General features: G+C 52.3%; 21 protein-coding genes. 12 read left to right on the top strand and 9 right to left on the bottom strand.

Annotation, left to right across the window (positions count from 1 at the left end; all coding sequences use genetic code 11):
• The first annotated feature begins 558 nt into the window (after window positions 1-558).
• The 3 genes from phoP to roxA all read left to right on the top strand — a co-directional run bounded on the left by phoP (window position 559) and on the right by roxA (window position 3,907).
• On the top strand, window positions 559-1,230 hold the full coding sequence (phoP, locus tag FHD02_RS22670; RefSeq protein WP_042309337.1) for a two-component system response regulator PhoP: 672 nt from the start codon (window positions 559-561) through the stop codon (window positions 1,228-1,230).
• Window positions 1,230-2,693 (top strand): two-component system sensor histidine kinase PhoQ, encoded by a 1,464-nt coding sequence (phoQ, locus tag FHD02_RS22675; protein ID WP_137359951.1) that lies wholly within the window; start codon window positions 1,230-1,232, stop codon window positions 2,691-2,693. Before phoP ends, phoQ begins: the two co-directional genes overlap by 1 nt.
• 92 nt (window positions 2,694-2,785) lie before the next feature.
• Complete coding sequence (gene roxA / locus FHD02_RS22680) at window positions 2,786-3,907, top strand: [50S ribosomal protein L16]-arginine 3-hydroxylase (protein WP_038639870.1); 1,122 nt, start codon at window positions 2,786-2,788, stop codon at window positions 3,905-3,907.
• A gap of 104 nt (window positions 3,908-4,011) precedes the next feature.
• Here the strand turns inward: roxA and pepT are convergent, their stop codons facing one another.
• Complete coding sequence (gene pepT / locus FHD02_RS22685; protein WP_061381742.1) at window positions 4,012-5,238, bottom strand: peptidase T; 1,227 nt, start codon at window positions 5,236-5,238, stop codon at window positions 4,012-4,014.
• A 250-nt stretch (window positions 5,239-5,488) separates the two neighbouring features.
• On the opposite strand from pepT, the gene potA reads away from it, so the two are divergent.
• The 4 genes from potA to potD are packed head-to-tail and all read left to right on the top strand — an operon-like array spanning window position 5,489 to window position 9,316.
• Window positions 5,489-6,625: a spermidine/putrescine ABC transporter ATP-binding protein PotA gene (potA, locus tag FHD02_RS22690; RefSeq protein ID WP_038639864.1), complete on the top strand. Its 1,137-nt coding sequence runs from the start codon at window positions 5,489-5,491 to the stop codon at window positions 6,623-6,625.
• Entirely contained in the window at window positions 6,609-7,466 is an 858-nt protein-coding gene (gene potB, locus FHD02_RS22695) for a spermidine/putrescine ABC transporter permease PotB (protein ID WP_087857769.1), read from the top strand. The genes potA and potB overlap by 17 nt, the downstream gene beginning before the upstream one ends.
• Window positions 7,463-8,242 carry a spermidine/putrescine ABC transporter permease PotC gene (potC, locus tag FHD02_RS22700; protein WP_006684943.1) on the top strand — a complete coding sequence of 260 codons (780 nt, stop codon included), beginning with the start codon at window positions 7,463-7,465 and terminating at the stop codon, window positions 8,240-8,242. Before potB ends, potC begins: the two co-directional genes overlap by 4 nt.
• Window positions 8,243-8,269: 27 nt before the next feature.
• A complete protein-coding gene (gene potD, locus FHD02_RS22705; RefSeq protein ID WP_042309338.1) occupies window positions 8,270-9,316 on the top strand; it encodes a spermidine/putrescine ABC transporter substrate-binding protein PotD in 1,047 nt (348 codons plus the stop codon).
• Between the two features lie 104 nt (window positions 9,317-9,420).
• Here potD and cobB read toward each other — a convergent pair whose 3' ends face one another.
• Genes cobB through lolC form a run of 5 tightly spaced genes read right to left on the bottom strand, consistent with a single transcriptional unit; the run spans window position 9,421 to window position 14,325 of the window.
• Window positions 9,421-10,242 carry a Sir2 family NAD+-dependent deacetylase gene (gene cobB / locus FHD02_RS22710; protein WP_220394334.1) on the bottom strand — a complete coding sequence of 274 codons (822 nt, stop codon included), beginning with the start codon at window positions 10,240-10,242 and terminating at the stop codon, window positions 9,421-9,423.
• Between the two features lie 15 nt (window positions 10,243-10,257).
• Window positions 10,258-11,169: an N-acetylglucosamine kinase gene (nagK, locus tag FHD02_RS22715; protein WP_137359950.1), complete on the bottom strand. Its 912-nt coding sequence runs from the start codon at window positions 11,167-11,169 to the stop codon at window positions 10,258-10,260.
• A gap of 18 nt (window positions 11,170-11,187) precedes the next feature.
• Complete coding sequence (gene lolE, locus FHD02_RS22720) at window positions 11,188-12,432, bottom strand: lipoprotein-releasing ABC transporter permease subunit LolE (RefSeq protein WP_042309093.1); 1,245 nt, start codon at window positions 12,430-12,432, stop codon at window positions 11,188-11,190.
• A complete protein-coding gene (gene lolD, locus FHD02_RS22725) occupies window positions 12,432-13,133 on the bottom strand; it encodes a lipoprotein-releasing ABC transporter ATP-binding protein LolD (RefSeq protein ID WP_042309095.1) in 702 nt (233 codons plus the stop codon). Before lolD ends, lolE begins: the two co-directional genes overlap by 1 nt.
• Window positions 13,126-14,325, bottom strand: coding sequence for a lipoprotein-releasing ABC transporter permease subunit LolC (gene lolC / locus FHD02_RS22730; protein ID WP_038639847.1), 1,200 nt, complete (start codon window positions 14,323-14,325; stop codon window positions 13,126-13,128). Before lolC ends, lolD begins: the two co-directional genes overlap by 8 nt.
• Window positions 14,326-14,586: 261 nt before the next feature.
• On the opposite strand from lolC, the gene FHD02_RS22735 reads away from it, so the two are divergent.
• From FHD02_RS22735 to FHD02_RS22745, 3 genes are all read left to right on the top strand, one after another.
• Window positions 14,587-15,651, top strand: coding sequence for an acyltransferase family protein (locus tag FHD02_RS22735; RefSeq protein ID WP_137359949.1), 1,065 nt, complete (start codon window positions 14,587-14,589; stop codon window positions 15,649-15,651).
• A gap of 118 nt (window positions 15,652-15,769) precedes the next feature.
• Window positions 15,770-19,216 carry a transcription-repair coupling factor gene (gene mfd, locus FHD02_RS22740; protein ID WP_042309100.1) on the top strand — a complete coding sequence of 1,149 codons (3,447 nt, stop codon included), beginning with the start codon at window positions 15,770-15,772 and terminating at the stop codon, window positions 19,214-19,216.
• Window positions 19,217-19,374: 158 nt separating this feature from the next.
• Window positions 19,375-20,340 (top strand): L,D-transpeptidase family protein, encoded by a 966-nt coding sequence (locus FHD02_RS22745; protein WP_220394335.1) that lies wholly within the window; start codon window positions 19,375-19,377, stop codon window positions 20,338-20,340.
• Between the two features lie 86 nt (window positions 20,341-20,426).
• Here the strand turns inward: FHD02_RS22745 and bhsA are convergent, their stop codons facing one another.
• Entirely contained in the window at window positions 20,427-20,684 is a 258-nt protein-coding gene (gene bhsA, locus FHD02_RS22750) for a multiple stress resistance protein BhsA (protein WP_029139491.1), read from the bottom strand.
• A 243-nt stretch (window positions 20,685-20,927) separates the two neighbouring features.
• Between bhsA and comR the strand changes: the two genes are divergently transcribed.
• Both comR and FHD02_RS22760 read left to right on the top strand, forming a co-directional pair.
• On the top strand, window positions 20,928-21,563 hold the full coding sequence (comR, locus tag FHD02_RS22755) for a TetR family copper-responsive transcriptional repressor ComR (RefSeq protein WP_061381747.1): 636 nt from the start codon (window positions 20,928-20,930) through the stop codon (window positions 21,561-21,563).
• Window positions 21,564-21,812: 249 nt separating this feature from the next.
• Window positions 21,813-23,993, top strand: a complete 2,181-nt coding sequence (locus FHD02_RS22760; RefSeq protein WP_061381748.1) for a TonB-dependent siderophore receptor — start codon at window positions 21,813-21,815, stop codon at window positions 23,991-23,993.
• A 57-nt stretch (window positions 23,994-24,050) separates the two neighbouring features.
• Here FHD02_RS22760 and FHD02_RS22765 read toward each other — a convergent pair whose 3' ends face one another.
• The gene (locus FHD02_RS22765; protein ID WP_003030814.1) at window positions 24,051-24,590 is read right to left on the bottom strand and encodes a glycine zipper 2TM domain-containing protein; all 540 of its coding nucleotides are present in this window, start codon (window positions 24,588-24,590) and stop codon (window positions 24,051-24,053) included.
• Window positions 24,591-24,758: 168 nt separating this feature from the next.
• Window positions 24,759-26,063, bottom strand: coding sequence for an NADH-quinone dehydrogenase (gene ndh / locus FHD02_RS22770; protein WP_032939853.1), 1,305 nt, complete (start codon window positions 26,061-26,063; stop codon window positions 24,759-24,761).
• Between the last annotated feature and the right edge of the window lie 324 nt (window positions 26,064-26,387).

A 26,387-nucleotide genomic window follows, 5' to 3' on the forward strand; every position in this document is an offset into this window, starting at 1 on the left:
TGATCGGCATCGCTCAGTCCGGTTGGTGATTTTGGTTGGTTTGGCGATTGATCAGATCGCACAATCCGGGCTGAGTTCCCTTTCAGTGATCTACTATTCCGCGCAGCTATTTAGGATTTGAAGCGATAAATCAATGCACGTTAGTTTTTCCATGCAACTTAAACTTATATCTTCATTCTCTGAATGATGAATAATCATACATAGTTAGATATGACAGGGACAATTATTAACCCGGCAATGCCGAATCTGGCCAGGCAAGGCCGTGCGTCCTCAACGGTCAATAAACAGATGGCAGTTTTATCAGAAATGCTTAAGCTCGCAAACCGAAGCCAGTTTATATTGCATGCTCCTTATGAAGAAGTGTCGCGACTCAAGCTATCCAAAAACGATCCCGATCCACTTTGACTTCATGAGTACCTGGCACTAATAGCCCCCCTTCCCAAGGACGCCCCCACGGGCAGGGGAGCATGAGAAAAGTTATTTAATTTCATAGCGCTGCTTTCAATCCACATAATCAGCGTTAAACTATTCATACCGTTCATATAGGGAGTAACGATGATGCGCGTACTGGTTGTCGAGGATAATGCTTTATTACGCCACCACCTCAAGGTTCAGTTACAGGATTTAGGGCATCAGGTGGATGATGCAGAGGACGCTAAGGAAGCAGACTATTACCTTAATGAACATCTGCCGGATATCGCGATCGTTGATTTAGGGCTCCCTGATGAAGATGGCTTGTCGTTGATCCGCCGCTGGCGCAGCAATGATGTTTCACTCCCGATTCTGGTATTAACCGCCCGTGAAGGCTGGCAGGACAAGGTGGAAGTGCTCAGCGCCGGCGCCGACGATTACGTCACCAAACCGTTTCACATTGAAGAAGTGGCTGCGCGCATGCAGGCATTGATGCGTCGCAACAGCGGTCTGGCATCGCAGATTATCTCCCTTCCACCTTTTCAGGTGGACCTCTCTCGCCGTGAGTTATCCGTCAATGATGAGGTGATCAAGCTCACGGCGTTCGAATACACCATTATGGAAACACTCATCCGTAATAACGGCAAAGTGGTCAGTAAAGATTCGCTCATGCTGCAGCTTTATCCGGATGCCGAGCTGCGTGAAAGTCATACTATTGATGTTCTGATGGGACGTTTGCGCAAAAAAATACAGGCGCAGTATCCTGACGACGTCATCACCACCGTGCGTGGCCAGGGATATCTTTTTGAATTGCGCTAATGAATAAACTATTGCGTCATTTTTTCCCGTTATCACTTCGGCTACGTTTTTTACTGGCAACCGCTGGCGTGGTATTGGTGCTCTCACTGGCCTACGGCATCGTTGCCCTGGTGGGTTATAGCGTCAGCTTTGATAAGACAACGTTTCGCCTGTTGCGCGGCGAAAGCAATCTGTTCTATACCCTGGCGAAATGGGATAACGGTAAAATTAATGTCGAGTTACCCGAGAATCTCGATATGCAAAGCCCCACAATGTCGCTGATTTATGATGAAAACGGCAAATTGCTGTGGGCACAGCGCAACGTCCCCTGGCTGACCCAGAGTATTCAACCTGACTGGCTTAAGACGAACGGTTTTCATGAAATTGAAGCCAATGTCGACGCCACCAGCACGTTGCTGGGCGCAGATCACTCCGCACAGCAGCAGTTAAAAGAAGTCAGAGAAGACGACGGCGACGCTGAAATGACCCATTCGGTTGCGGTGAATGTCTATCCAGCCACCGCCAGAATGCCCCAACTGACCATTGTGGTTGTCGATACCATTCCTATTGAGTTAAAGCGCTCGTATATGGTCTGGAGCTGGTTCATTTATGTGCTGATCGCCAACCTGTTGTTGGTCATTCCACTGTTATGGGTGGCCGCCTGGTGGAGCCTGCGACCTATTGAATCGCTGGCGCGTGAAGTTCGTGAGCTTGAAGAACATCATCGTGAAATGCTGAATCCCGCGACCACGCGTGAACTGACCAGTCTGGTCCGCAACCTCAACCGGCTTTTGAAAAGCGAACGTGAGCGCTACGACAAATACCGCACCACGTTAACCGATCTTACCCATAGCCTGAAGACCCCGCTGGCCGTATTGCAAAGTACGCTCCGCTCGATGCGTAACGAAAAAATGAACGTAAGCGACGCGGAGCCGATCATGCTCGAGCAAATCAGTCGTATTTCCCAGCAGATTGGCTATTACCTGCATCGCGCCAGCATGCGTGGCAGTAGCGCCCTGCTCAGCCGGGAACTGCATCCTGTCGCGCCGTTGCTGGATAAACTTACCTCGGCGCTGAATAAGGTGTATCAGCGTAAAGGCGTTAACATTAATCTCGACATCTCACCTGAAATCAGCTTTGTAGGCGAGCAGAACGATTTTGTCGAAGTGATGGGAAACGTGCTGGATAACGCCTGTAAATATTGTCTGGAGTTCGTCGAGATTTCAGCGCGACTATCAGAAGATCAGCTTCATATTCTGGTTGAAGATGATGGTCCCGGCATTCCGCATAGCAAACGAGAAGTAGTGTTTGACCGTGGACAACGAGTCGATACGCTACGACCAGGACAAGGTGTCGGACTGGCGGTAGCGCGTGAAATCACCGAACAGTACGACGGGCAAATTATTGCAGGTGACAGCCTGCTGGGCGGCGCACGCATGGAAGTCATTTTTGGCCGCCAGCAGCCGGGTCAGAAAGACGAGTAACCGCCGCATGTAATAAATATGTACTGACTTCACGCTTGAGGTTAAGTATCCGTTATAATCGGTTGCAGATACCAGCCTGCGGGATGCTCATTATGGAATACCAACTCACACTCAACTGGCCCGATTTTCTGGAACGCCACTGGCAAAAACGTCCTGTGGTCTTAAAACGCGGGTTTAACAACTTTATTGATCCACTCTCTCCTGACGAACTGGCTGGACTGGCAATGGAAAGCGAAGTCGACAGCCGACTCGTCAGCCATCAGGACGGTAAATGGCAGGTTAGCCACGGTCCATTCGAAAGCTATGACCATCTTGGCGAAAACAACTGGTCGCTGCTGGTACAGGCGGTCAATCACTGGCATGAGCCAACCGCGGCGCTGATGCGTCCGTTTCGCGAGCTGCCGGACTGGCGTATCGATGATCTGATGATCTCCTTCTCCGTACCCGGAGGCGGCGTTGGCCCGCATCTGGATCAGTACGATGTGTTTATTATTCAGGGAACCGGACGCCGCCGCTGGCGCGTGGGCGAAAAACTACAGTTGAAGCAGCACTGCCCTCACCCGGATCTGCTGCAGGTCGACCCGTTTGAAGCCATCATTGATGAAGAGCTGGAACCCGGCGATATTCTGTATATTCCGCCAGGGTTCCCACACGAAGGCTACGCGCTGGAAAACGCCATGAACTATTCGGTGGGCTTCCGTGCGCCAAACACTCGCGAGCTGATCAGCGGATTTGCCGATTACGTTTTACAGCGTGAACTGGGCAGCACATATTACAGCGATCCGGATCTGCCGCCCCGCGATCATCCGGCTGACGTTCTACCGCAGGAGATGGACAAGCTGCGCGAAATGATGCTGGGGCTGATTAATCAACCTGAACATTTCCAACAATGGTTTGGTGAGTTTATTTCTCAGTCTCGTCATGAACTGGATATTGCCCCGCCAGAGCCACCCTATCAGCCTGACGAAATCTACGACGCCCTGAAGCAAGGGGATGTATTAGTGCGTCTGGGTGGATTGCGTGTATTGCGCATCGGCGATGATATCTACGCCAATGGTGAGAAAATTGACTCGCCGCATCGTCCTGCCCTTGAAGCCCTTGCCAGCCATATCGTACTGACGGCCGAGAATTTTGAGGATGCGCTGGAAGATCCATCTTTCCTTGCCATGCTGGCCGCATTGGTTAATAGCGGGTATTGGTTCTTCGAAGGATAGTGTGTGATTGTGCCTGATGCGACGCTAACGCGTCTTATCAGGCCTACCCGAATGAAATATTCCAGGCCGGATGGCAAAGCGCCATCCGGCATCTACCGAGAAATTTACTGCTGCTTCGCGGTTAACTGCGCAATACGTACAATTACCTGCACCGCTTTTTCCATCCCTTCCAGGGTCACAAATTCATGTTTGCCATGATAGTTGTAGCCGCCGGTGAACAGATTAGGACACGGTAACCCCATAAACGACAGCTGCGCGCCGTCGGTTCCGCCACGAATAGGCTTCAGCACAGGTTCAATATCGCAATCGCGCATCGCCTTCTGGGCAATATCCAGCACGTGCGGATGCTCAATCACTTTTTCGCGCATATTGTAGTAGCTGTCTTCGATCACCAGTTCGATATAGCAGTCCGGGTGTAACCCTTTGCCAACCTTCTTGGCGATATCCATGATCTTGCGTTTACGCGCCTCAAACTGCTTGCGGTCAAAATCCCGGATGATGTAGTGCATATCCGCCCGATCAACCGTCCCTTTCATGCTCGCCAGGTGATAAAAGCCTTCATAGCCTTCCGTCGTTTCCGGGCTTTCATCTGCCGGAACCTCGGCGTGAATACGCGCCGCCAGCGACAGCGCATTCACCATCACCCCTTTTGCGGTGCCGGGATGCACATTGTTGCCCACGATCTTGATATTAACCGACGCGGCGTTAAAGTTTTCAAACTCCAGCTCCCCTACGCCACCGCCATCAACGGTATAGGCCCACTGCGCATCGAATGCAGCAACGTCAAAATGCTTCGCCCCTTTACCGACCTCTTCGTCAGGCGTAAAGGCCACGCGAATATCACCGTGCGGGATCTCTTTTTGGATTAGCACAGCCAGCGCGGTCATGATTTCTGCGATGCCCGCTTTATCATCGGCACCCAGCAATGTTTTGCCGTCTGTAGTGATTAGCGTCTGGCCCAAAAGCTGATGCAGTACCGGGAACATCACCGGCGACAGAACTTCATCGCCAATACCTAACGCGATATCGCCCCCGCGGTAGTTTTCAACAATTTGCGGATTAACGTTTTTACCACTGCAATCCGGTGAGGTATCCACATGGGAAATAAAACCGATAGCGGGAATATTGCCAGCAACGTTAGCAGGCAACGTTGCCATCAGCGTCCCCTTTTCGCTGAGTGAAATATTGACCAGCCCCATCTCTTCGAGCTGTTGTTTGAGCAGTTGTAATAACTTCCACTGTCCTTCGGTGCTGGGTACTTGCCGCACGCCCGATTTTGATTGGGTGTCCAGCGACACGTAGTGTAAAAAACGCTCAAGTAGTTTATCCATGCAGTCACCCTCACTTTTTGTGACAACATTATCAATAAGCAACAAAAGACAAATATTGCGTCAGGTCACTTTTATCCCCGCAAGTAAGAATATTTCGCCATGACATCCCCTCTGACTATAGGGCTAAGTCAGTAATTCGCAACAAGGATTGGCGATTACCATGGTTTGCCGTAGAATAACGGCCCTCATTAAGAGTCATCAAGGTGGTTAACCACAAACCCCGCATCGGTCAGCCATCCGTTGCGTTTACATGGGACAGAGTAAAAAATTGAATAAACAACCGCGTTCGCTTTCTCCACTGGTGCAATTAGCGGGAATTCGCAAAAGTTTCGATGGCAAAGAGGTGATTTCCAGCCTGGATTTGACCATTAAAAACGGCGAGTTTCTCACGCTGCTCGGCCCCTCTGGCTGCGGTAAAACAACCGTTCTTCGCCTGATTGCCGGTTTGGAAACGGTTGATTCCGGTCATATCATATTGGACAACCAGGACATCACTCACGTTCCTGCGGAAAATCGCTACGTGAACACCGTCTTCCAAAGCTATGCGTTATTTCCCCACATGACCGTGTTTGAAAATGTGGCCTTCGGTTTACGCATGCAAAAAACACCCGCTGCTGATATCCCTCCTCGCGTTACCGAAGCCCTGCGCATGGTACAACTGGAAGAATTCGCCCAACGAAAGCCGCATCAACTTTCTGGTGGGCAGCAACAGCGCGTGGCGATTGCCCGTGCGGTGGTCAACAAACCTCGTTTGCTCCTGTTGGATGAATCCCTCTCTGCGCTGGACTACAAGCTGCGCAAACAGATGCAGAACGAACTGAAAGCGCTGCAACGTAAGCTTGGTATCACTTTTGTTTTTGTCACGCACGACCAGGAAGAAGCGCTGACCATGTCAGACCGTATCGTGGTGATGCGCGATGGCAAGATTGAGCAAGATGGTACGCCGCGCGAAATCTACGAAGAGCCGAAAAATCTGTTTGTCGCCGGGTTTATCGGCGAGATTAATATGTTTAACGCGACGGTCATTGAGCGTCTGGACGATCAGCGCGTTCGTGCTAATGTGGAAGGTCGCGAGTGCAACATTTACGTCAACTTCGCGGTAGTGCCTGGACAAAAACTGCACGTATTATTGCGCCCGGAAGATCTGCGCGTTGATGAGATCAACGACGATAATCATATTGAAGGTCTTATCGGCTATGTGCGTGAACGCAACTACAAAGGCATGACGCTGGAGTCGGTTGTGGAACTGGAAAATGGCAAGATGGTGATGGTCAGTGAATTCTTCAATGAAGACGATCCTGACTTCGACCACTCGCTCGACCAGAAAATGGCGATTAACTGGGTAGAAAGCTGGGAGGTCGTACTGGCTGATGAAGAACACAAGTAAATTCCAGAGTGTGGTGATCGTCACCATTGTCGGTTGGCTTGTGTTATTTGTCTTTCTGCCCAACCTGATGATCATCGGTACCAGCTTTTTGACCCGTGACGACGCTAATTTCGTCAAAATGGTCTTTACGCTGGAAAACTATACTCGCCTGCTGGATCCGCTCTATTTTGAGGTACTGGTTCACTCCCTCAATATGGCGTTGATTGCCACGCTCGCCTGTCTGGTTCTCGGCTATCCGTTTGCCTGGTTTTTGGTAAAGCTGCCGGAAAAAGTGCGCCCGCTGCTGCTGTTCCTACTGATTGTTCCGTTCTGGACCAACTCGCTTATTCGCATTTACGGACTCAAAATTTTCCTCAGCACCAAGGGCTATCTCAACGAGTTTCTGTTGTGGCTCGGCATTATTGATACCCCTATTCGCATCATGTTTACCCCCAGCGCGGTGATTATCGGCCTGGTGTACATCCTGCTACCGTTTATGGTGATGCCGCTCTACTCCAGCATTGAGAAACTCGACAAACCGCTGCTGGAAGCCGCACGCGATCTAGGCGCCAGCAAATTTCAGACCTTTACCCGCATCATTATTCCGCTGACGATGCCGGGAATTATCGCTGGATGTCTGCTGGTTATGCTGCCGGCAATGGGGCTGTTTTACGTTTCCGATTTAATGGGTGGGGCGAAAAACCTGTTAATTGGTAACGTGATTAAAGTGCAGTTCCTGAACATTCGCGACTGGCCGTTTGGCGCAGCTACCAGCATAACGCTGACTATCGTGATGGGGCTGATGCTGCTGGTCTACTGGCGCGCCTCCCGCTTGCTGAACAAGAAGGTAGAACTCGAATGATCGGTCGACTGCTTCGTGGCGGTTTTATGACCGCTATCTACGCGTATCTGTACATTCCAATCATTATTTTGATTGTGAACTCCTTTAACAGCTCGCGCTTTGGCATCAACTGGCAAGGTTTTACTACCAAGTGGTACGGTCTGCTGGTGAACAACGACAGCCTGCTGCAGGCGGCGCAACACTCCCTGACGATGGCTGTACTCTCCGCAACGTTTGCCACGCTGATCGGTTCACTCACCGCGGTCGCGCTTTATCGCTACCGTTTTCGCGGGAAACCCTTTGTCAGCGGCATGTTGTTTGTGGTGATGATGTCGCCGGATATCGTGATGGCGATTTCGCTGCTGGTGCTGTTCATGTTGATTGGCATTCAGCTCGGCTTCTGGTCGCTGCTGTTTTCGCATATTACCTTCTGTCTGCCTTTTGTGGTGGTGACGGTCTATTCACGTCTGAAAGGTTTTGATGTGCGAATGCTGGAAGCGGCAAAAGATTTGGGTGCCAGCGAAGTGACTATCCTGCGCAAGATTATTCTACCGCTGGCAATGCCTGCGGTAGCCGCAGGCTGGTTGCTAAGCTTTACGCTGTCGATGGATGACGTCGTCGTTTCATCCTTCGTCACCGGACCGGGTTACGAAATTTTGCCCTTAAAAATCTACTCAATGGTAAAAGTCGGCGTATCACCCGAGGTGAACGCGCTGGCGACCATTTTGTTGGTTCTGTCGCTGGTTATGGTGATCGCCAGCCAGCTTATTGCACGTGATAAAACCAAGGGCCGCTAAGGCCCTTAATTCAGGGGACGTTAAATGATGAAAAAATGGTCACGCCACCTGCTCGCGGCGGGTGCTCTGGCACTGGGCATGAGCGCCGCTCACGCGAATGACAACAACACGCTCTATTTCTATAACTGGACTGAGTACGTGCCGCCAGGACTGCTGGAGCAGTTCACCAAAGAGACCGGCATTAAGGTTATCTATTCGACCTACGAGTCGAATGAAACCATGTACGCCAAGCTCAAAACCTATAAAGACGGTGCGTACGATCTGGTGGTTCCGTCTACCTATTACGTCGATAAAATGCGTAAAGAAGGCATGATCCAGAAGATCGACAAGTCGACATTGACCAATTTCCACAACCTCGATCCGGAAATGCTCAACAAGCCGTTTGACCCCAACAATGACTACTCCATTCCGTATATCTGGGGTGCGACAGCCATTGGCGTCAACAGCGATGCCATCGACCCGAAAAGCGTAACCAGTTGGGCAGATCTGTGGAAACCGGAGTACAAAGGTAGCCTGTTGTTAACCGATGACGCGCGCGAAGTCTTCCAGATGGCGCTACGCAAGCTGGGGTATTCCGGTAATACCACCGATCCAAAAGAGATTGAAGCCGCCTATAACGAGTTGAAGAAGCTGATGCCTAACGTCGCGGCATTTAACTCTGACAACCCGGCTAACCCGTATATGGAAGGCGAAGTCAATCTGGGGATGGTGTGGAACGGCTCCGCATATGTCGCGCGCCAGGCGGGGACCCCGCTGGAAGTGGTGTGGCCGAAGGAAGGGGGTATTTTCTGGATGGACAGTCTGTCTATTCCGGCTAATGCGAAAAACAAAGAAGGTGCGCTGAAGCTGATTAACTTCCTGCTGCGCCCGGATGTGGCGAAAGAAGTCGCAGAAACCATCGGTTATCCAACGCCAAACCTGGCGGCACGTAAGCTGTTAAGCCCGGAGGTCGCGAACGATAAAACGCTCTACCCTGATGCTGAAACCATCAACAAAGGGGAATGGCAAAACGACGTCGGTTCCGCCAGCGCTATCTATGAAGAGTACTATCAGAAGCTGAAAGCAGGACGCTAATTCAGCGTTGTAAGGAATGCCCGATGGCGCTACGCTTATCGGGCCTACATCAATGCGAACCGTAGGCCCGATAAGGCATTTGCCGCCATCCGGCAAAAAAAAAATCACAGCCCTTTCAATAACCTCTCAACAAACTCGGGCACCACCTGGCTTGCCGGACCGTAATGCTTCTCTTCGAACTCGCTTCCCACCTGGCTTGGCTCGAGATTTAACTCTACCGTATGCGCTCCATGCAGCCGCGCCTCATGCACAAAACCCGCGGCCGGGTAAACATGTCCTGATGTGCCAATGGCAATAAACACATCCGCCATTGCCAGCGCCATATAAATTTCATCCATTCCCAGCGGCATTTCACCAAACCACACGACGTGCGGTCGCAGCGGAGCCGGGAACTGGCAGCAATGGCATTTGTCTTCCGCAGTCACATCACCCGTCCACTCCAGAATCTGTCCGCTTTGCGAACAGCGAACCTTGAGCAGTTCGCCGTGCATATGGATGAAATTCTGGCTGCCCGCGCGTTCATGCAGGTTATCAATATTCTGCGTCACCAGTAAAAAACGGTCACCCAGCTCGGCTTCAAGTTTTGCCAGCGCGATATGCGCCGCGTTGGGCTGGATTTCTGGTTGCTGCAATTGATGACGACGGGCGTTATAAAATGACTGAACCAGTTCCGGGTTACGACTAAACCCTTCCGGGGTCGCAACGTCTTCGACCCGATGTTCTTCCCAAAGTCCATCTGTCGCGCGGAAGGTTCGAATACCTGACTCGGCAGAAATCCCCGCTCCCGTCAGTACCAGCACTCTTGGTTTTTCCATCAATTCAGGCACCACTCTGTCTCTGAAAAAGATTCGTTGACGCAGGCGATCGCGCAAATGGCGTTTATTTTTACGAAAGCGGCTTAACCGATGACTCCGACGCGACAGCATAACAACCTCTTTGTATTAATCGGTAAGATGTAAAAAAGCGGCCCCGCGCATTCCGCCCGCATCACCGTGCCGTGCCTGCTCAATACGCGGCACTCGGGCAACCGGCAGCAGATGGCGTGGCAATCTGTCCGCCAGTTGCGTCGTAATAGCGGAAAAATTCGACAAACCACCACCAATCACCACTAAATCAGGATCAACGATGGTCAGGATATTCCCCAAACAGACTGCCAGTAAATCCAGATAACGTTCAACATGGGCGCGCGCTTGCTCATCCCCCTGCTCCCACAACGCGATAATTTCACGGGCATCCAGCGGTTGATGGTAGTAATGCTGATACAACCACGCAAATCCACCGCCGGAGAGATAGCTTTCAATACAGCCTAATTGACCGCATCCGCAGCGGCGCAGTGGGAAATCAAATCCCATCAGCGTCAGCGCATCGACCGGCAAACGAATATGACCAAACTCACCGGTGATATAGCTGCGTCCGGTGATGGATTTACCGTTAAGCACCAGTCCACCGCCGACACCGGTGCCGAGGATTAACCCCATAACCAGCGGATACTGAGTGAACTCTTCGTCCCAGGCTTCAGAGAGAGCAAAACAGTTGGCATCGTTGTCCAGGCGGACATCGCGGTCAAGGCGGGCGCTGAGATCGGCACGGAGCGGTTTACCACTGGCGGCAGGCACGTTGGCCGCGTACAGCGTACCGTCTTCTGTTTGCGGCATGCCAGGAATGCCGATACCCACCGAACCTTTGACGCCAAAGCGCTGGTCCGCTTCCGTTACCAGATTGCAGACCGCATTAAGGAAAGCGTCATAGCTGTCGCGAGGTGTAGGGACGCGTGTTTCCCATTGTAAACGGCGTTGGTTATCAAATACCCCCAGCGCAATTTTGGTCCCGCCGATGTCAAATCCGTAATACATCACCGCTCCTTCTTATTGTTATTGGCCGCTAAGTACTCTCGCAGGATCAATATTGCTGGCGCGACGCGCCGGATACCAACTCGCCAAAAGACTCAGCACTAATGCTGTCACCAGCACGTAGATCACATCCAGCCAGTGTAATTCCGATGGCAGGAAGTCAATGAAATAGATATCGCCAGACAGGAACTGATGGCCGATAAGCGCTTCGATTCCGTTGATGATCGGCGTCAATTGCAGCGAGACAACCACCCCGATGACCACACCTATCAGACTGCCGAACAGACCCGCCAGCAGGCCGTACCAGACAAAAATGGCACGGATCAAACCATCTTTAGCTCCCAGGGTTCTTAATACCGCAATATCACCGCTTTTGTCTTTTACCGCCATCACTAACGTGGAAACGATATTAAAACAGGCCACGCCAATCACCAGCACCATCGCCAGATACATAATGGCGCGGATCATCTGAATATCGCGATACATATAGCCGTAGGTGCCAATCCAACTCTTAATATAAACATAGTTGTTGGTCACTTCACCCGCGTCTCGCACCAGTTTATTAGCGTTAAACACGTCGTTAACTTTCAGCGCAATCCCGGAAACGCTGGATCCCATATCCAGGTATTGCTGCGCGTCTTTCATAGGGATCATGGCAAAGCTGTGATCGAGCTGACCGCTCAGCTGCAAAATGCCCGTCACGTGCAAACGCACGCGTTTAGGCTGCTGTAACTTATGGTCCGCACTGGCGTTAGGGATCATAATCGACACCCAGTCGCCTTGCTTCACCTTCAGCGCATCGGCAATCCCTTTACCAATGATGATTTGCTGCTCACCGGCTTTGAAATTATCCCAGGCGTGGTTCTGCACGAACGATGGCAGCGCGCTTAAACGCTGTTCCTGTTTCGGGTCAACGCCTTTCACTTGCACCGCGCGTAGATTCGCCCCACTCTCCACCAGCCCGGTAAAGTTGATATAAGGCGCTGCGGCGGCAATACCAGGCACTTTCTGTACTTTATCGAGCGCTTCCTGCCAGTTGTTCCACGGCTGGTTAACGGCCTCAATTTCACCGTGCGGGACCACGGCCAGAATACGGTTGTTCAGCTCACGCTCAAAGCCGTTCATGGCGCTTAATCCGACGATCAACACCGCCACACCCAACGCGATGCCAACGGTAGAAATCACAGAAATCAGCGAGACCATACCGCCGCGCCGCCGACCACGGCTAAAGCGCAGGCCAATCAATAACGATAAAGGCGACGCCATTACTCTGCTCCCATCAGGCTCAGTTCAGCCGTCAGGCGACCATCGCGCATTTCAAGCTGGCGGCTCATCCGCTTCGCCAACTGCAGATCGTGCGTAACCACCAGAAATGCTGTGCCCTGAGAGCGGTTAAGTTCACCCAGAAGCTCGAAAATGCTGTCCGCATTACGCGCATCCAGGTTACCCGTGGGTTCATCCGCCAGCACCAGACGAGGGTTGTTCACCAGCGCACGGGCAATCGCCACACGCTGACGCTCGCCGCCCGACAGTTCAGACGGTCGATGGCTGGCACGATGATCCAGCCCTACCGCTTTCAGCATATCGCGCGCGCGCGCGGTGATTTCAGCCGGTTTTTTCTTACCGATCAGCAGCGGCATCGCCACGTTTTCCAGTGCGGTAAAATCCGGCAGCAGATGGTGGAACTGGTAAATAAAGCCCAGCTTCTGATTGCGCAGCTCCGCCTTCGCCGCAGACGAGAGTTTGCTCATCGGCTGACCGCTAAAAATGACGTCGCCGGAGGTTGGCGTATCCAGCCCACCTAACAGATGCAGCAACGTACTCTTACCGGAGCCGGAGCTGCCGACAATCGCCATCATCTCGCCTTCGCCAACGCAAAAACTGACATCGTGCAGGACATCGGTCTGCACTGTGCCTTCCTGATAGCGTTTGCACAGGTTGTCGCATTGCAACAGGATCTTATTCATAACGTAAAGCCTCAGCGGGTTGAGTGGCGGCAGCGCGCCAGGAAGGATAAAGCGTAGACAGTAGCGCAATGGCCATCGCCACCAGCGCAATGACGATCACCTGCAGCGGCTCGATGGCGACCGGCAGCGCAGCGCCATCCAGAAGCACGCCAATAATGGGCATCAGGTTGTTCAATTGACTGGCGAGCAATGCGCCCAGCCCTGCGCCCAGCAGCGCGCCGATAATTCCGGCACTGGCCCCCTGGACCATAAACACCATCATTATTTGCCGCGGCGTTAGCCCCTGCGTTTGTAGAATCGCCACTTCCCCTTGCTTCTCCATTACCATCAGACCCAGCGAGGTAATAATATTAAAAGCCGCCACCGCCACGATCAGACTTAGCAACAGCCCCATCATGTTTTTCTCCATGCGCACGGCCTGGAATAATTCCCCTTTACGCTCGCGCCAGTCCTGCCATTTGGTGCCTTGCGGCAGTGTTTGCTGGCTCAGCGTGTCCACTTTCAGCGGCTCGTTCAGCCATAAACGCCAGCCGGTGATATTCCCCACCGGATAGCGCATCAGGCGCGAGGCATCCTGAATATTGGTCAACATCTGGTAGCCGTCAACTTCGCTGTTAGCGGCAAAGGTGCCGATCACCGTAAACAGACGCTGGCTCGGCAGACGCCCCATCGGCGTAAACTGACTGGCGGACGGCACCATCACGCGAATTTGATCGCCACGGTTTACGCCCAACTGCCCGGCAAGCTGCTCACCGAGGATGACATTATACTTACCCGGTTGCAGATCTGTTTGCTTCACATTGACCAGATACGGCGTGAGCGGATCTTTTTGCGCCGGGTCGATCCCCAGCATTACCCCAACCGCCACGCTACGTGCACTTTGCAGCACCACATCTCCCGTAGTGATGGGTGCAACGCGGTTGACGCCGTTCAACACCACCGCTTTTTCCGGCAGTTGCTGCGGGTTTAGGGAACCCTGTTCAGACGAAAGGACGGCCTGGGGCATCAGGCCAAGAATATTGTTTTGCAGCTCGCGCTCGAAACCGTTCATCACTGACAACACTGTGACCAGCGCCATTACCCCGAGAGTAATGCCGATGGTGGAGAGCCAGGAAACGAAGCGACCGAAGCGATCTGCTGCACGCCCACGCATATAACGCAGGCCGATGAATAGAGCGACAGGTTGGTACATGAAATCCGTCTGGTTGCTGTTAGCAAAGTCACGAGTATATAAGCGAAAGCGGAATGGGTAAATGACTGAACCGTAAGTGTTCGTCAGCACTATTCCTAAAAGTATAAACAAATCAATCCGCTGTAGTTGTCCCTCGTCCCTTCAGTACCGGTCCCTGATCTTTATCCTAAAAAAACAAAATGCAGACAGTTACGCATTACAGCGTACAGCGGGTTGCGCAGGATGGCAGGCTATAGCCAACAATATGGATACGCTGTCTCGATGAATAAAAAAGAACTATGGATTAATCAAATCAAAGGGTTATGCATTTGTCTGGTGGTTATATACCACTCAGTCATTACGTTTTACCCGCATCTCACCACCTTTCAGCATCCGCTTTCAGAGATGCTGAGCAAATGCTGGATTTACCTCAATCTGTACCTAGCGCCGTTTCGTATGCCGGTATTTTTCTTTATTTCAGGCTATTTGATCCGCCGCTACATCGATAACGTTCCCTGGACGACCTGCGTGAATAAACGAATCTGGAGTATTGCCTGGGTGCTGGTGCTATGGGGAGTCGTGCAATGGCTGACGTTAGTCTCGCTCAATAACTGGTTGGCTCCACAACGCGATCTGAGTCATGCCGCCAACGCCGCGTATGCCGGTTCAATCGCTGGCTTTACCCACGGGATGCTGACCGCCAGCACCAGCTTGTGGTATCTGTATGCACTGATTGTCTATTTTGTGCTGTGTAAGATTTTCAACCGCTGGGCGTTACCGCTGTTGATGCTGTTTGTCGTGCTGAGCGTGGCGATCAATTTTTTCCCCATGCCGTGGTGGGGAGTGAACAGCGTGATTCGCAATCTGCCCTGGTACAGTCTCGGCGCCTGGTTTGGCGCAACGCTGATGGTATGGATCAAAGAGGTGCCTCTGCGCCGCCATACGCTCATATTTATGGTTAGCGTAGTGGTCGCCGTGGGCGCGTGGCTGGCAAATATTTCGCTACTGCTTTCCCTCCTGTCTATTGTACTGATCATGAAGCTGTTTTATCAGTTCGAGCAGCGCTTTGGTATGCGCGCATCCAGCCCTTTAAGCGTAATTGGATCCAATACCATCGCCATCTACACCACCCACCGTATTTTGGTTGAGCTGTTCAGCTTAACGCTCATCCCCAAAATCAATCATGCCGCCTGGCCTGCGTACGGCGAGTTGCTCCTGCTGCTGGTTTATCCCTTCGCCTGCCTGCTGTTGTGCACCCTGTTTGGCTTGCTGGTGCGTAAAATTTCGCAAAAAACCGTTGCCGACTTGCTCTTTTCCCCACCGTCTTTATCGACATCCTCGCGCTAATTTCAACGCGCTTTTTGCCCCCATCAGGGGGCGAATCAATTTGCTTATGAGAAACGATCACGGATAATAAAGAACATTGCTTATCAGATGTATATCTAAACGAGATCCTGACAACCGAATGCCTGAACAACATCGTTACACGCTCCCGGCCGGCGCTTCCGACCAGCGCCAGTTAGGTGAACTGACCGGCGCAGCTTGCGCGACGCTGGTCGCCGAAATCGCTGAACGTCATGCGGGTCCTGTAGTACTGATCGCGCCGGACATGCAAAATGCCCTGCGACTGCATGATGAAATTCGTCAGTTTACCGACCAGATGGTAATGAACCTGGCGGACTGGGAAACGCTGCCCTACGATAGCTTTTCCCCTCATCAGGAGATTATCTCCTCGCGACTGTCCACCCTGTATCAGCTCCCTGCCATGCAGCGCGGTGTGCTGATTGTGCCGGTGAACACGCTGATGCAGCGCGTCTGTCCGCACAGCTATCTGCACGGCCATGCGCTGGTGATGAAAAAAGGTCAGCGGCTTTCGCGCGACGCCCTGCGCGAACAACTGGACAGCGCGGGCTACCGCCATGTTGATCAGGTGATGGAGCACGGCGAATACGCCACGCGCGGCGCGTTGTTGGATCTGTTCCCAATGGGCAGTGAATTGCCTTATCGTCTGGACTTTTTTGATGACGAAATCGACAGCCTGCGTCTGTTTGATACCGACACCCAGCGCACGCTGGAAGAAGTCGATGCCATTAATTTGCTGCCCGCGCACGAATTCCCGACCGATAAAACGGCAATCGAGCTGTTCCGCAGCCAGTGGCGCGATACCTTTGAAGTTAAACGCGACGCCGAACATATTTACCAGCAGGTCAGCAAAGGCACGTTACCTGCGGGTATTGAATACTGGCAGCCGCTGTTTTTCAGCGAGCCGCTGCCCCCCCTGTTCAGCTATTTCCCCGCCAATACGTTATTGGTCAATACGGGTGATATAGAGACCAGTGCAGAACGCTTCCAGGCCGATACCCTGTCACGTTTTGAGAATCGGGGTGTTGATCCGATGCGCCCGCTTCTGCCGCCGCACTCGCTGTGGCTGCGCGTTGATGAGCTGTTCTCCGAACTAAAACGCTGGCCGCGCGTTCAACTCAAAACCGAGACACTGGCGAACAAAGCCGCGAATACTAACCTCGGCTTCCAGAAGTTGCCAGATATCGCGGTTCAGGCGCAGCAAAAAGCACCGTTAGATGCGTTACGTAAATTTCTTGAAGCCTTCACCGGTCCGGTGATTTTCTCGGTTGAAAGTGAAGGTCGTCGCGAAGCGCTCGGCGAACTGCTCGCCCGTATCAAAATCGCGCCGAAGCGCATACTGCGTCTCGACGAAGCCATCGACAATGGCCGCTATCTGATGATTGGCGCAGCCGAACACGGCTTCATTGATAGCAAACGCAACCTGGCGCTGATTTGTGAAAGCGATCTGCTCGGGGAGCGGGTGGCGCGCCGCCGCCAGGATTCTCGTCGCACCATCAATCCGGATACGTTAATTCGTAACCTCGCCGAACTGCATCCAGGTCAACCGGTGGTGCACCTGGAGCACGGCGTTGGCCGTTATGCCGGGATGACCACGCTGGAAGCGGGCGGTATCACCGGCGAGTACCTGATGCTCACCTACGCCAACGACGCCAAATTGTACGTGCCTGTGTCATCGTTGCACCTGATCAGCCGCTACGCTGGTGGCGCGGAAGAAAATGCGCCGCTACATAAACTGGGCGGAGATGCCTGGTCTCGTGCCCGCCAGAAAGCCGCTGAGAAGGTGCGCGATGTCGCGGCAGAACTGTTGGATATCTATGCTCAGCGGGCGGCGAAAGAAGGTTTTGCCTTTAAGCATGACCGTGAGCAGTACCAGCTGTTTTGCGACAGCTTCCCGTTTGAAACTACGCCCGATCAGGCGCAGGCTATCAACGCGGTCCTCAGCGATATGTGTCAGCCGCTGGCCATGGATCGTCTGGTGTGCGGCGACGTCGGCTTTGGTAAAACCGAAGTCGCGATGCGCGCCGCCTTCCTCGCCGTAGAGAACCACAAGCAGGTTGCCGTACTGGTTCCGACCACCCTGCTCGCGCAGCAGCACTTCGACAACTTCCGCGACCGCTTTGCCAACTGGCCGGTACGCATTGAGATGCTGTCCCGTTTTCGTAGCGCCAAAGAGCAAGCGCAAATTCTGGAGCAGGTTGCCGAGGGTAAAATCGATATTCTTATCGGCACCCACAAACTGCTGCAAGCGGACGTGAAGCTAAAAGATCTGGGTCTGTTGATTGTCGATGAAGAGCACCGTTTTGGCGTTCGCCATAAAGAGCGCATCAAAGCAATGCGCGCGGATGTCGATATCCTGACGCTGACGGCAACGCCTATTCCGCGTACGCTCAATATGGCGATGAGCGGCATGCGCGATCTGTCGATCATTGCCACGCCTCCTGCCCGTCGTCTGGCGGTGAAAACCTTTGTGCGTGAATATGACAATCTGGTGGTTCGCGAGGCTATCCTGCGTGAAGTTCTGCGCGGGGGGCAAGTTTATTATCTGTTTAACGACGTTGAAAATATCCAGAAAACCGCTGACAGATTAGCGGAACTGGTGCCGGAAGCGCGTATTGGTATCGGCCACGGTCAAATGCGCGAGCGCGAACTGGAACGCGTGATGAACGATTTCCACCATCAGCGCTTTAACGTGCTGGTGTGTACCACCATTATCGAAACCGGCATCGACATTCCGACCGCCAACACCATTATCATCGAACGCGCCGACCACTTTGGTTTAGCGCAATTGCACCAGTTGCGCGGTCGTGTGGGACGCTCACACCATCAGGCGTACGCCTGGCTGCTGACGCCGCATCCAAAAGCGATGACCACCGACGCGCAAAAGCGCCTGGAAGCCATCGCCTCGCTGGAAGATTTGGGCGCTGGCTTTGCGCTGGCGACCCACGACCTTGAAATTCGCGGCGCCGGGGAACTGCTGGGTGAAGATCAGAGTGGTTCCATGGAAAGCATCGGCTTCTCGCTGTATATGGAGCTGCTGGAAAATGCTGTCGATGCGCTCAAAGAGGGACGCGAACCGTCGCTGGAAGATCTCACCAGCCAGCAAACCGAAGTTGAACTGCGCATGCCGTCACTGCTGCCGGATGACTATATTCCCGATGTCAACACGCGACTGTCGTTCTACAAGCGTATTGCCAGTGCGAAAGGCGAAAACGAGCTGGAAGAAATTAAGGTCGAGCTGATAGACCGTTTTGGTCTGCTGCCCGATCCGGCCCGTACGCTGCTGGATATTGCCCGGTTACGCCAACAGGCGCAGAAACTGGGTATCAGAAAGCTTGAAGGCAATGAAAAAGGCGGCACGATTGAGTTTGCAGAGAAAAACCACGTCAATCCGGTCTGGCTGATTGGTTTACTGCAAAAACAGCCGCAGCACTTCCGTCTGGACGGCCCAACCCGGCTGAAATTTATGCAGGATCTGGGCGAACGCAAAACGCGAATCGACTGGGTACGCCAGTTTATGCGCCAGCTTGAAGAAAACGCCGTAGCATAGTGAACAGGCCGGGAGCGCACACAACCCTCCCGGCCTGTGAATTTACAAACTCTTTGCACTTCCCTGCACTTCCCTGCACTTCCCGACACAGCAAACGGCCATAATTCCTGTTTACTTTTACATAATAAAAACCACGTAAAAACAATGGATTTATGGTGATGTTAAACAATAAACGACTCTCTCGCTGGTTAGCGTTTTTTACGCTTGCAGCGACCTTCGCGTTAACACTTCCGGCTCAGGCAAACACCTGGCCGCTGCCGCCGCCGGGAAGCCGCCTGGTGGGACAGAATGCCGTTCACGTTGTCGAAGACAATGGCGGTTCTCTCGAAGCGATTGCGAAAAAATACAACGTCGGCTTTTTAGCGCTGTTGCAGGCTAACCCCGGCGTTGATCCTTTCGTACCTCGCCCAGGCAGCGTTTTGACGATCCCATTGCAAACTCTGTTACCGGATGCACCGCGCGAAGGCATTGTCATCAACCTCGCCGAACTGCGTCTTTATTATTACCAGCCGGGAACAAATTCGGTGACCGTATATCCTATCGGCATTGGCCAGTTAGGCGGTGATACGCTGACCCCCACCATGGTAACCACCATTTCCGATAAACGCGCCAACCCCACCTGGACGCCTACAGCAAATATCCGTGCGCGCTATAAAGCAAATGGCATCGACCTTCCTGCCGTTGTCCCTGCCGGGCCAGATAACCCGATGGGCCATCACGCGATTCGCTTAGCCGCATACGGCGGCGTTTATCTGCTGCACGGCACCAATGCTGACTTTGGCATCGGCATGCGCGTCAGTTCTGGTTGTATTCGTCTGCGCGACGGTGATATCGAAACCCTGTTCCGTCAAGTGAAACCAGGAACCAAGGTCAATATCATTAATACACCGATCAAAGCCTCAGTCGAGCCTAACGGCATGCGGCTGGTGGAAGTACACCAGCCGCTGTCAGAAAAGATTAATGACGACCCGCAACTGTTGCCAATCGTGTTGAACACCGCAATGCAGACCTTTAAGAATGCGGCGCAAACGGACCCTGCCGTCATGGAACATGCGATGGAGATTCGCTCAGGCATGCCGGTCGATGTCACCCGTCATCACGACGTGGCTCAACAACCGATGTAAACATTCCCCATAAAAAAACCCCCGCTGGATTTTATTCCGCGGGGGTTTTTTATTTAACTCGCAGTGGCATTGCGATGGGTTAAATCTTATTTGTAGATAACTGCAGTCCCGTGAAGGGTGTTAGGACCGGTAACGGAAGTTATACGGAAAGACTTCGCGCCCATCTCATCCGCTTTCTGCGCCAGTTGATCTTCCAGAGAACCTAAGTTCGTCCCCGCATTTGCAGAGATAGTACCAACTTTCTGTTGACCTGCAGGCGTGGCCTGAACTTCAACAGCCGCGAAGCTGGCAAATGACAGTGAGCTAAGAACAGCAGCAACAAACAGAGTTTTTACGTTTTTCATAATAGTGACCTTTTGCAGATGAATGGGTGTCGTAATGATTAACTTAACGATCGATAGGTAAATCATAGATGTGATCCAGGTCACACGTCAACTCTTTTTTATAATGATCGTTATATAAAAGATAAAGACCTTATTTTTCATGCTAATAGCTATAAATTATTTTTATCGCTAATCCGCTGGAGTGTGGGGGGGAATATTTTTATAATGATTATTCAATAAAGCCAACAAAGGTACATCGGCGCCATGACAACTGAAACGACAGGTTGTGCAAAAAAAAGCCGTGGCCGACCAAAAGTGTTCGACAGGGAAGCCGCGCTTGATAAGGCCATGACACTCTTCTGGCAGCACGGATATGAAGCGACATCGCTCGCCGATCTCGTGGAAGCAACCGGTGCCAAAGCGCCCACGCTGTATGCGGAGTTTACCAACAAGGAAGGGTTGTTTCGTGCCGTGCTGGACCGCTATATAACTCGCTTCGCGGCGAAACATGAAGCCCAGCTGTTTTGTGAGGAAAAAAGCCTGGAGTCCGCACTGGAAGACTATTTCACTGCCATAGCCACCTGCTTTACCAGTAAAGATACTCCGGCAGGATGTTTTATGATTAATACGTCCGCTACGCTGGCGGCCTCTTCCCGCGAGATCGCCCATACCGTGAAATCACGCCATGCGATGCAGGAACAGACGCTTACCCAGTTCCTTCGTCAGCGCCAGCAGCGGGACGAAATTCCGGCCCACTGCGACGTGCAAAAGCTGGCCGAATATCTGAACTGCATTTTACAGGGTATGTCGATTAGCGCCCGTGAAGGCGCGTCATTTGAGAAACTGATGCAGATCGCACACACCACCCTGCGACTGTGGCCCGAACTCATCAAAGCTTAATCCTTTCCTCTCTCTTCCATGAACAGATGACACCCCCGGGGGCCAAAAGCCCTCGGTTTTTTTGTACCAATACCCCTTCATTCCTTATTGTTTTCATCGCATTAGCAGATCTTTTTTAAAAAAATGTATTGATAACGACAATTATTATCAGCAATATTCGCATTTGTTTTAACACCTGTTTCCCAATGTAACTATCGGTTTCTCTACCGCAATAACAAAAACAGACCGACTTTTTTAAAAGGAATACAAATGCATAAGCGTCTCTGGGTGCTCAATCCGCTCTTATTATCCTTAACCCTACCGGCTATCGCAGCGGAGGAAGAGAATCTCATCGTCAGCGCTAACCGCAGCCAACGCACCGTGGCAGAAATGGCACAAACGACCTGGGTTATTGAAGGAAGCGAAATTGAACAGCAAGTTCAGGGTGGTAAAGAGTTCAAGGATGTTCTTGCTCAGTTAATCCCCGGAATTGATGTCAGCAGTCAGGGACGAACCAACTACGGCATGAACATGCGCGGTCGCGCCATCGTAGTATTGATAGACGGTGTCCGTCTGAATTCTTCCCGCACCGACAGCCGCCAACTTGACTCCATTGACCCGTTTAACATTGCTCATATTGAAGTCATCTCAGGCGCAACATCCCTATATGGCGGGGGAAGTACCGGCGGTTTGATCAACATCGTCACCAAAAAAGGTCAGCCTGAGCGTGAAGTTGAACTCGAACTGGGCAGTAAAAGCGGGTTTAATAACAGTAACGATCATGACGAACGCGTCGCCGCCGCGGTGAGCGGAGGAACCGATCGTGCATCCGGTCGTATGTCCGTCGCATATCAACGGTTTGGCGGTTGGTATGATGGAAACCACGATGCTCTGCTGCTGGATAACACCCAAACCGGCCTGCAGCATTCCGATCGTCTGGACGTGATGGGCACCGGGACGATTGAGCTGGATGATAACCGTCAATTGCAACTGGTTACCCAGTACTACAAGAGCCAGGGGGATGAAGATTACGGGCTGGATCTCGGCGAGAACATGTCCGCCGTGACCGGAAATGGTAAAGCTTATACCAGCAGCGGACTGAACTCCGATCGTATTCCCGGCACCGAACGTCATCTGATCAGCCTGCAATATTCAGATGCAGATTTCTTTGGTCAGAACCTGGTCAGCCAAATCTATTACCGCGACGAATCGCTGAAATTCTATCCTTTCCCGACGCTCAGCAAAGGTAAGGTCACCAGTTTCTCCGCCTCACAGCAAGATACCGACCAGTTCGGCGCCAAAATCACCCTCAACAGCCAGGTGATGGATGACTGGGAACTGACGTGGGGTATCGATGCGGATCATGAAACCTTCGACTCCAATCAGAAATTCTTCGATCTGGCTTACTCTCTGCCCTCCGGCGGCATGGACAACCGTACCGCCTATACTACCGGGCGTTATCCTGGTTACAGCATCACCAACTTCGCACCTTTCCTGCAAAACAGCTATGACATAAACGACATCTTTACCCTCAGTGGCGGCGTACGCTATCAATGGACCGAAAACAGAGTTGATGATTTCGTTGGCTATGCGCAACAGCAGGGCATCGCGACGGGCCTTGCAAACTCCGCGGATACCATTCCGGGCGGCAAAACCGATTACGATAACTTCCTGTTTAACGCCGGGATCCTCGCCCACCTGACTGAGCGCCAGCAAACCTGGTTTAATTTCTCTCAGGGCGTGGAGCTTCCGGATCCGGGGAAATATTACGGTAATGGTACCTATTCTCTGGTTGGCGATCATTACCAGCTTCAGCGCAGCGTCAACGTTGCGGATTCACGACTGGAAGGGATTAAAGTTAACTCGTACGAGTTGGGATGGCGTTACACGGGCGATAGCCTGCGCACGCAACTCGCCGCTTATTACTCCACTTCGGATAAATCGATCGTTATCAACCGCAGTGATATGACCATAAACGTACAGCCCGACGATCGTCGGATTTATGGTCTGGAAGGTGCGGTAGATTATTTCATCGCCGATACCGACTGGAGTCTGGGCGGCAACTTCAACGTCATTAAATCCGAAGTGAAACAAAACGGTAAATGGCAGAAATGGGATGTCACTCTGGCTTCGCCATCTAAAGCAACCGCATGGGTCGGCTGGGCGCCTGAACCGTGGTCGCTGCGAGTACAGAGCCAGCAAACATTTGATCTGAGTGACGCCAGCGGCAATAAGCTGGACGGCTATAACACTATGGACTTTATCGGCAGCTACCAGCTCCCGTTAGGTAAGCTGACCTTCAGTGTGGAAAACCTGCTGAATGAAGAGTACACCACGCTATGGGGACAACGTGCGCCACTGCTGTACAGCCCAACTTATGGTAGCCCATCACTGTATGAATACAAGGGCCGGGGTCGTACCTTTGGTCTGAACTACGCCTTAACCTTCTGATAAAAAAAGCCCCCCAGCCTGAGCGAATGGGGGGCTAATGTTCAGGATAATGCTATTTTACGCTTTGTTATTCAGTACCAACTGTCCGTTGTTATCCAACGGAATTTGCGCGCCGGGGTCCTTATCCATACGAATTTTCCCCTGCTGATCGCCAATTTTGTACGTCACGTCGTAGCCCAGCATTTTTTCTGATTTGTCATACACCGTTTTACAGCGCTGCTGCGTGGTGGTGTACGTATCGTTTTCTTGCATCGAACCCTGGATCTGGTTACCGGCATAGCCGCCGCCTAATGCACCCGCCACGGTGGCAATATCTTTACCGCGTCCGCCACCAAACTGATGGCCGATAACACCGCCGGCTACGGCACCCAGCACAGAACCCGCGATACGGTTTTCATCTTGCACCGGCTTGCGGTGCGTGACCGTCACGTTCCGACACTCCTGACGTGGCGTTTTTACCGATTCTTTAATCGGTGTTGCAGAGACAACTTGTGCATACTGTGGGCCACGCTCGAAAACGTTAAGACTGGCCACCGCTGCAACACCCAGCGCAGCAGCTACGCCAATCCCTATACCCGCCAACATTGATTTATTCACGGGACTTCCTCCTTTTTTGCTATTAGCAACAACTTTGCAACAGAAGGTAAGGAATGCCAATCAGATTACGGATGAAAATAGCGGAAGGATGAGTGAAAGCAGGGTGATTCGGAGAACTCTGAAGGCAGGCGTCGGATGAATATAATCGTCCGACGCCTGAGGTCAATATTAATGCAGTTTCAGACGCGGGCGAATCACCCGGTTAATACTGCCAACCAGCATCATCAGGCCGGTTTTGAAGTAACCGTGCAGCGCAATCTGGTGCATACGATACAGTGAGATGTAGACAAAGCGCGCAATACGGCCTTCAACCATCATTGAACCGCGCGTCAGGTTGCCCATCAGACTCCCCACGGTAGAGAAGTTAGAGAGCGAGACCAGAGAGCCGTGATCTTTGTACTGATACGCTTTCAACGGCTTGCCGTTCATCTGCGCCAGGATATTGTTCATCGCGCAGGTCGCCATCTGGTGCGCAGCCTGAGCGCGCGGCGGCACAAACCCACCTTCCGGACGCGCGCAGGAAGCGCAGTCGCCAATCGCATACACATCGGGATCGCGTGTGCTTTGCAGCGTCGGCTCCACCACCAGTTGGTTAATGCGGTTCGTTTCCAGACCGCCGATGTCTTTCATAAAGTCTGGCGCTTTGATCCCCGCAGCCCACACCATCAGGTCGGCCTCAATATACTCGCCGTCTTTGGTATGCAGCCCGCCTTCGTCAGCGCTGGTAACCATCGTCTGGGTTAATACGCGTACGCCCAGCTTAGTTAACTCATTGTGCGCCGCGCTGGAAATACGCGGCGGCAGCGCAGGCAGAATCCGCTCACCGGCTTCGACCAGCGTGACGTTCAGCGCCTCGTTGGTTAGCCCTTTATAACCATAGCTGTGCAGCTGTTTAACCGCATTGTGCAGTTCCGCGGAGAGTTCAACCCCCGTCGCGCCGCCGCCAACAATGGCAATATTCACTTTACCGTTAGCGCCCAGATTTGCGGAATACTTGAGGAACAGATTCAGCATCTCCTGATGGAAACGACGCGCCTGATGCGGGTTATCGAGGAAAATACAGTTCTCTTTGACACCCGGCGTGTTGAAGTCGTTGGAGGTGCTGCCCAGCGCCATCACCAGCGTGTCATACGGCACTTTACGCTCAGGAACCAGCAGATCGCCCTTCTCATCGCGCAGCTCAGCGATAGTAATGGTCTTCGCTTCGCGATCGATATCCACTACCGAGCCCAACTGGAACTGGAAGCCATGGTTACGGGCATGCGCCAGATAGCTCAGCGCATCCACGCCTTCATCCAGAGAGCCTGTCGCCACTTCATGCAGTAACGGTTTCCACAAATGGCTGTGGTTTCTGTCCACCAGCGTGATTTTGGCCTTTTTCTTACGTCCCAGCTTTTTGCCCAGCTGCGTCGCCATTTCCAGTCCGCCAGCACCGCCGCCGACAATCACGATCCTTTTCAATGGTGTAGTCAACGTGACCCCCTCAAATTTATTAACCAATTGTTAATTAAAGGTTATCGGCATAGCCTTTAATTAACAATAAGTTACGATAATGAAAATGTCCTTCGAGAGTGAGAATAACACGAACGGTGCATTGGTCATACCAAAATTGATGTGCATCAAGTTTTGATGCTGAAAAGATAGACAACCCGGACGTGAAGAACAAAAAAACCAGCCCGAAAGCTAACACCGATCGGTTAAGCAAAATGATCGGTTGAACGATCCGGCGGGTAGACGACAATAGCCTCATCAATTCTCTGATGGGGCTTTTTTATGCTTTCGACCTGGCTTGACGAT

Origin of the sequence: Citrobacter sp. EC_71, assembly GCF_019584005.1 — a bacterium.
Taxonomy (GTDB): Bacteria; Pseudomonadota; Gammaproteobacteria; order Enterobacterales; family Enterobacteriaceae; genus Citrobacter; species Citrobacter werkmanii.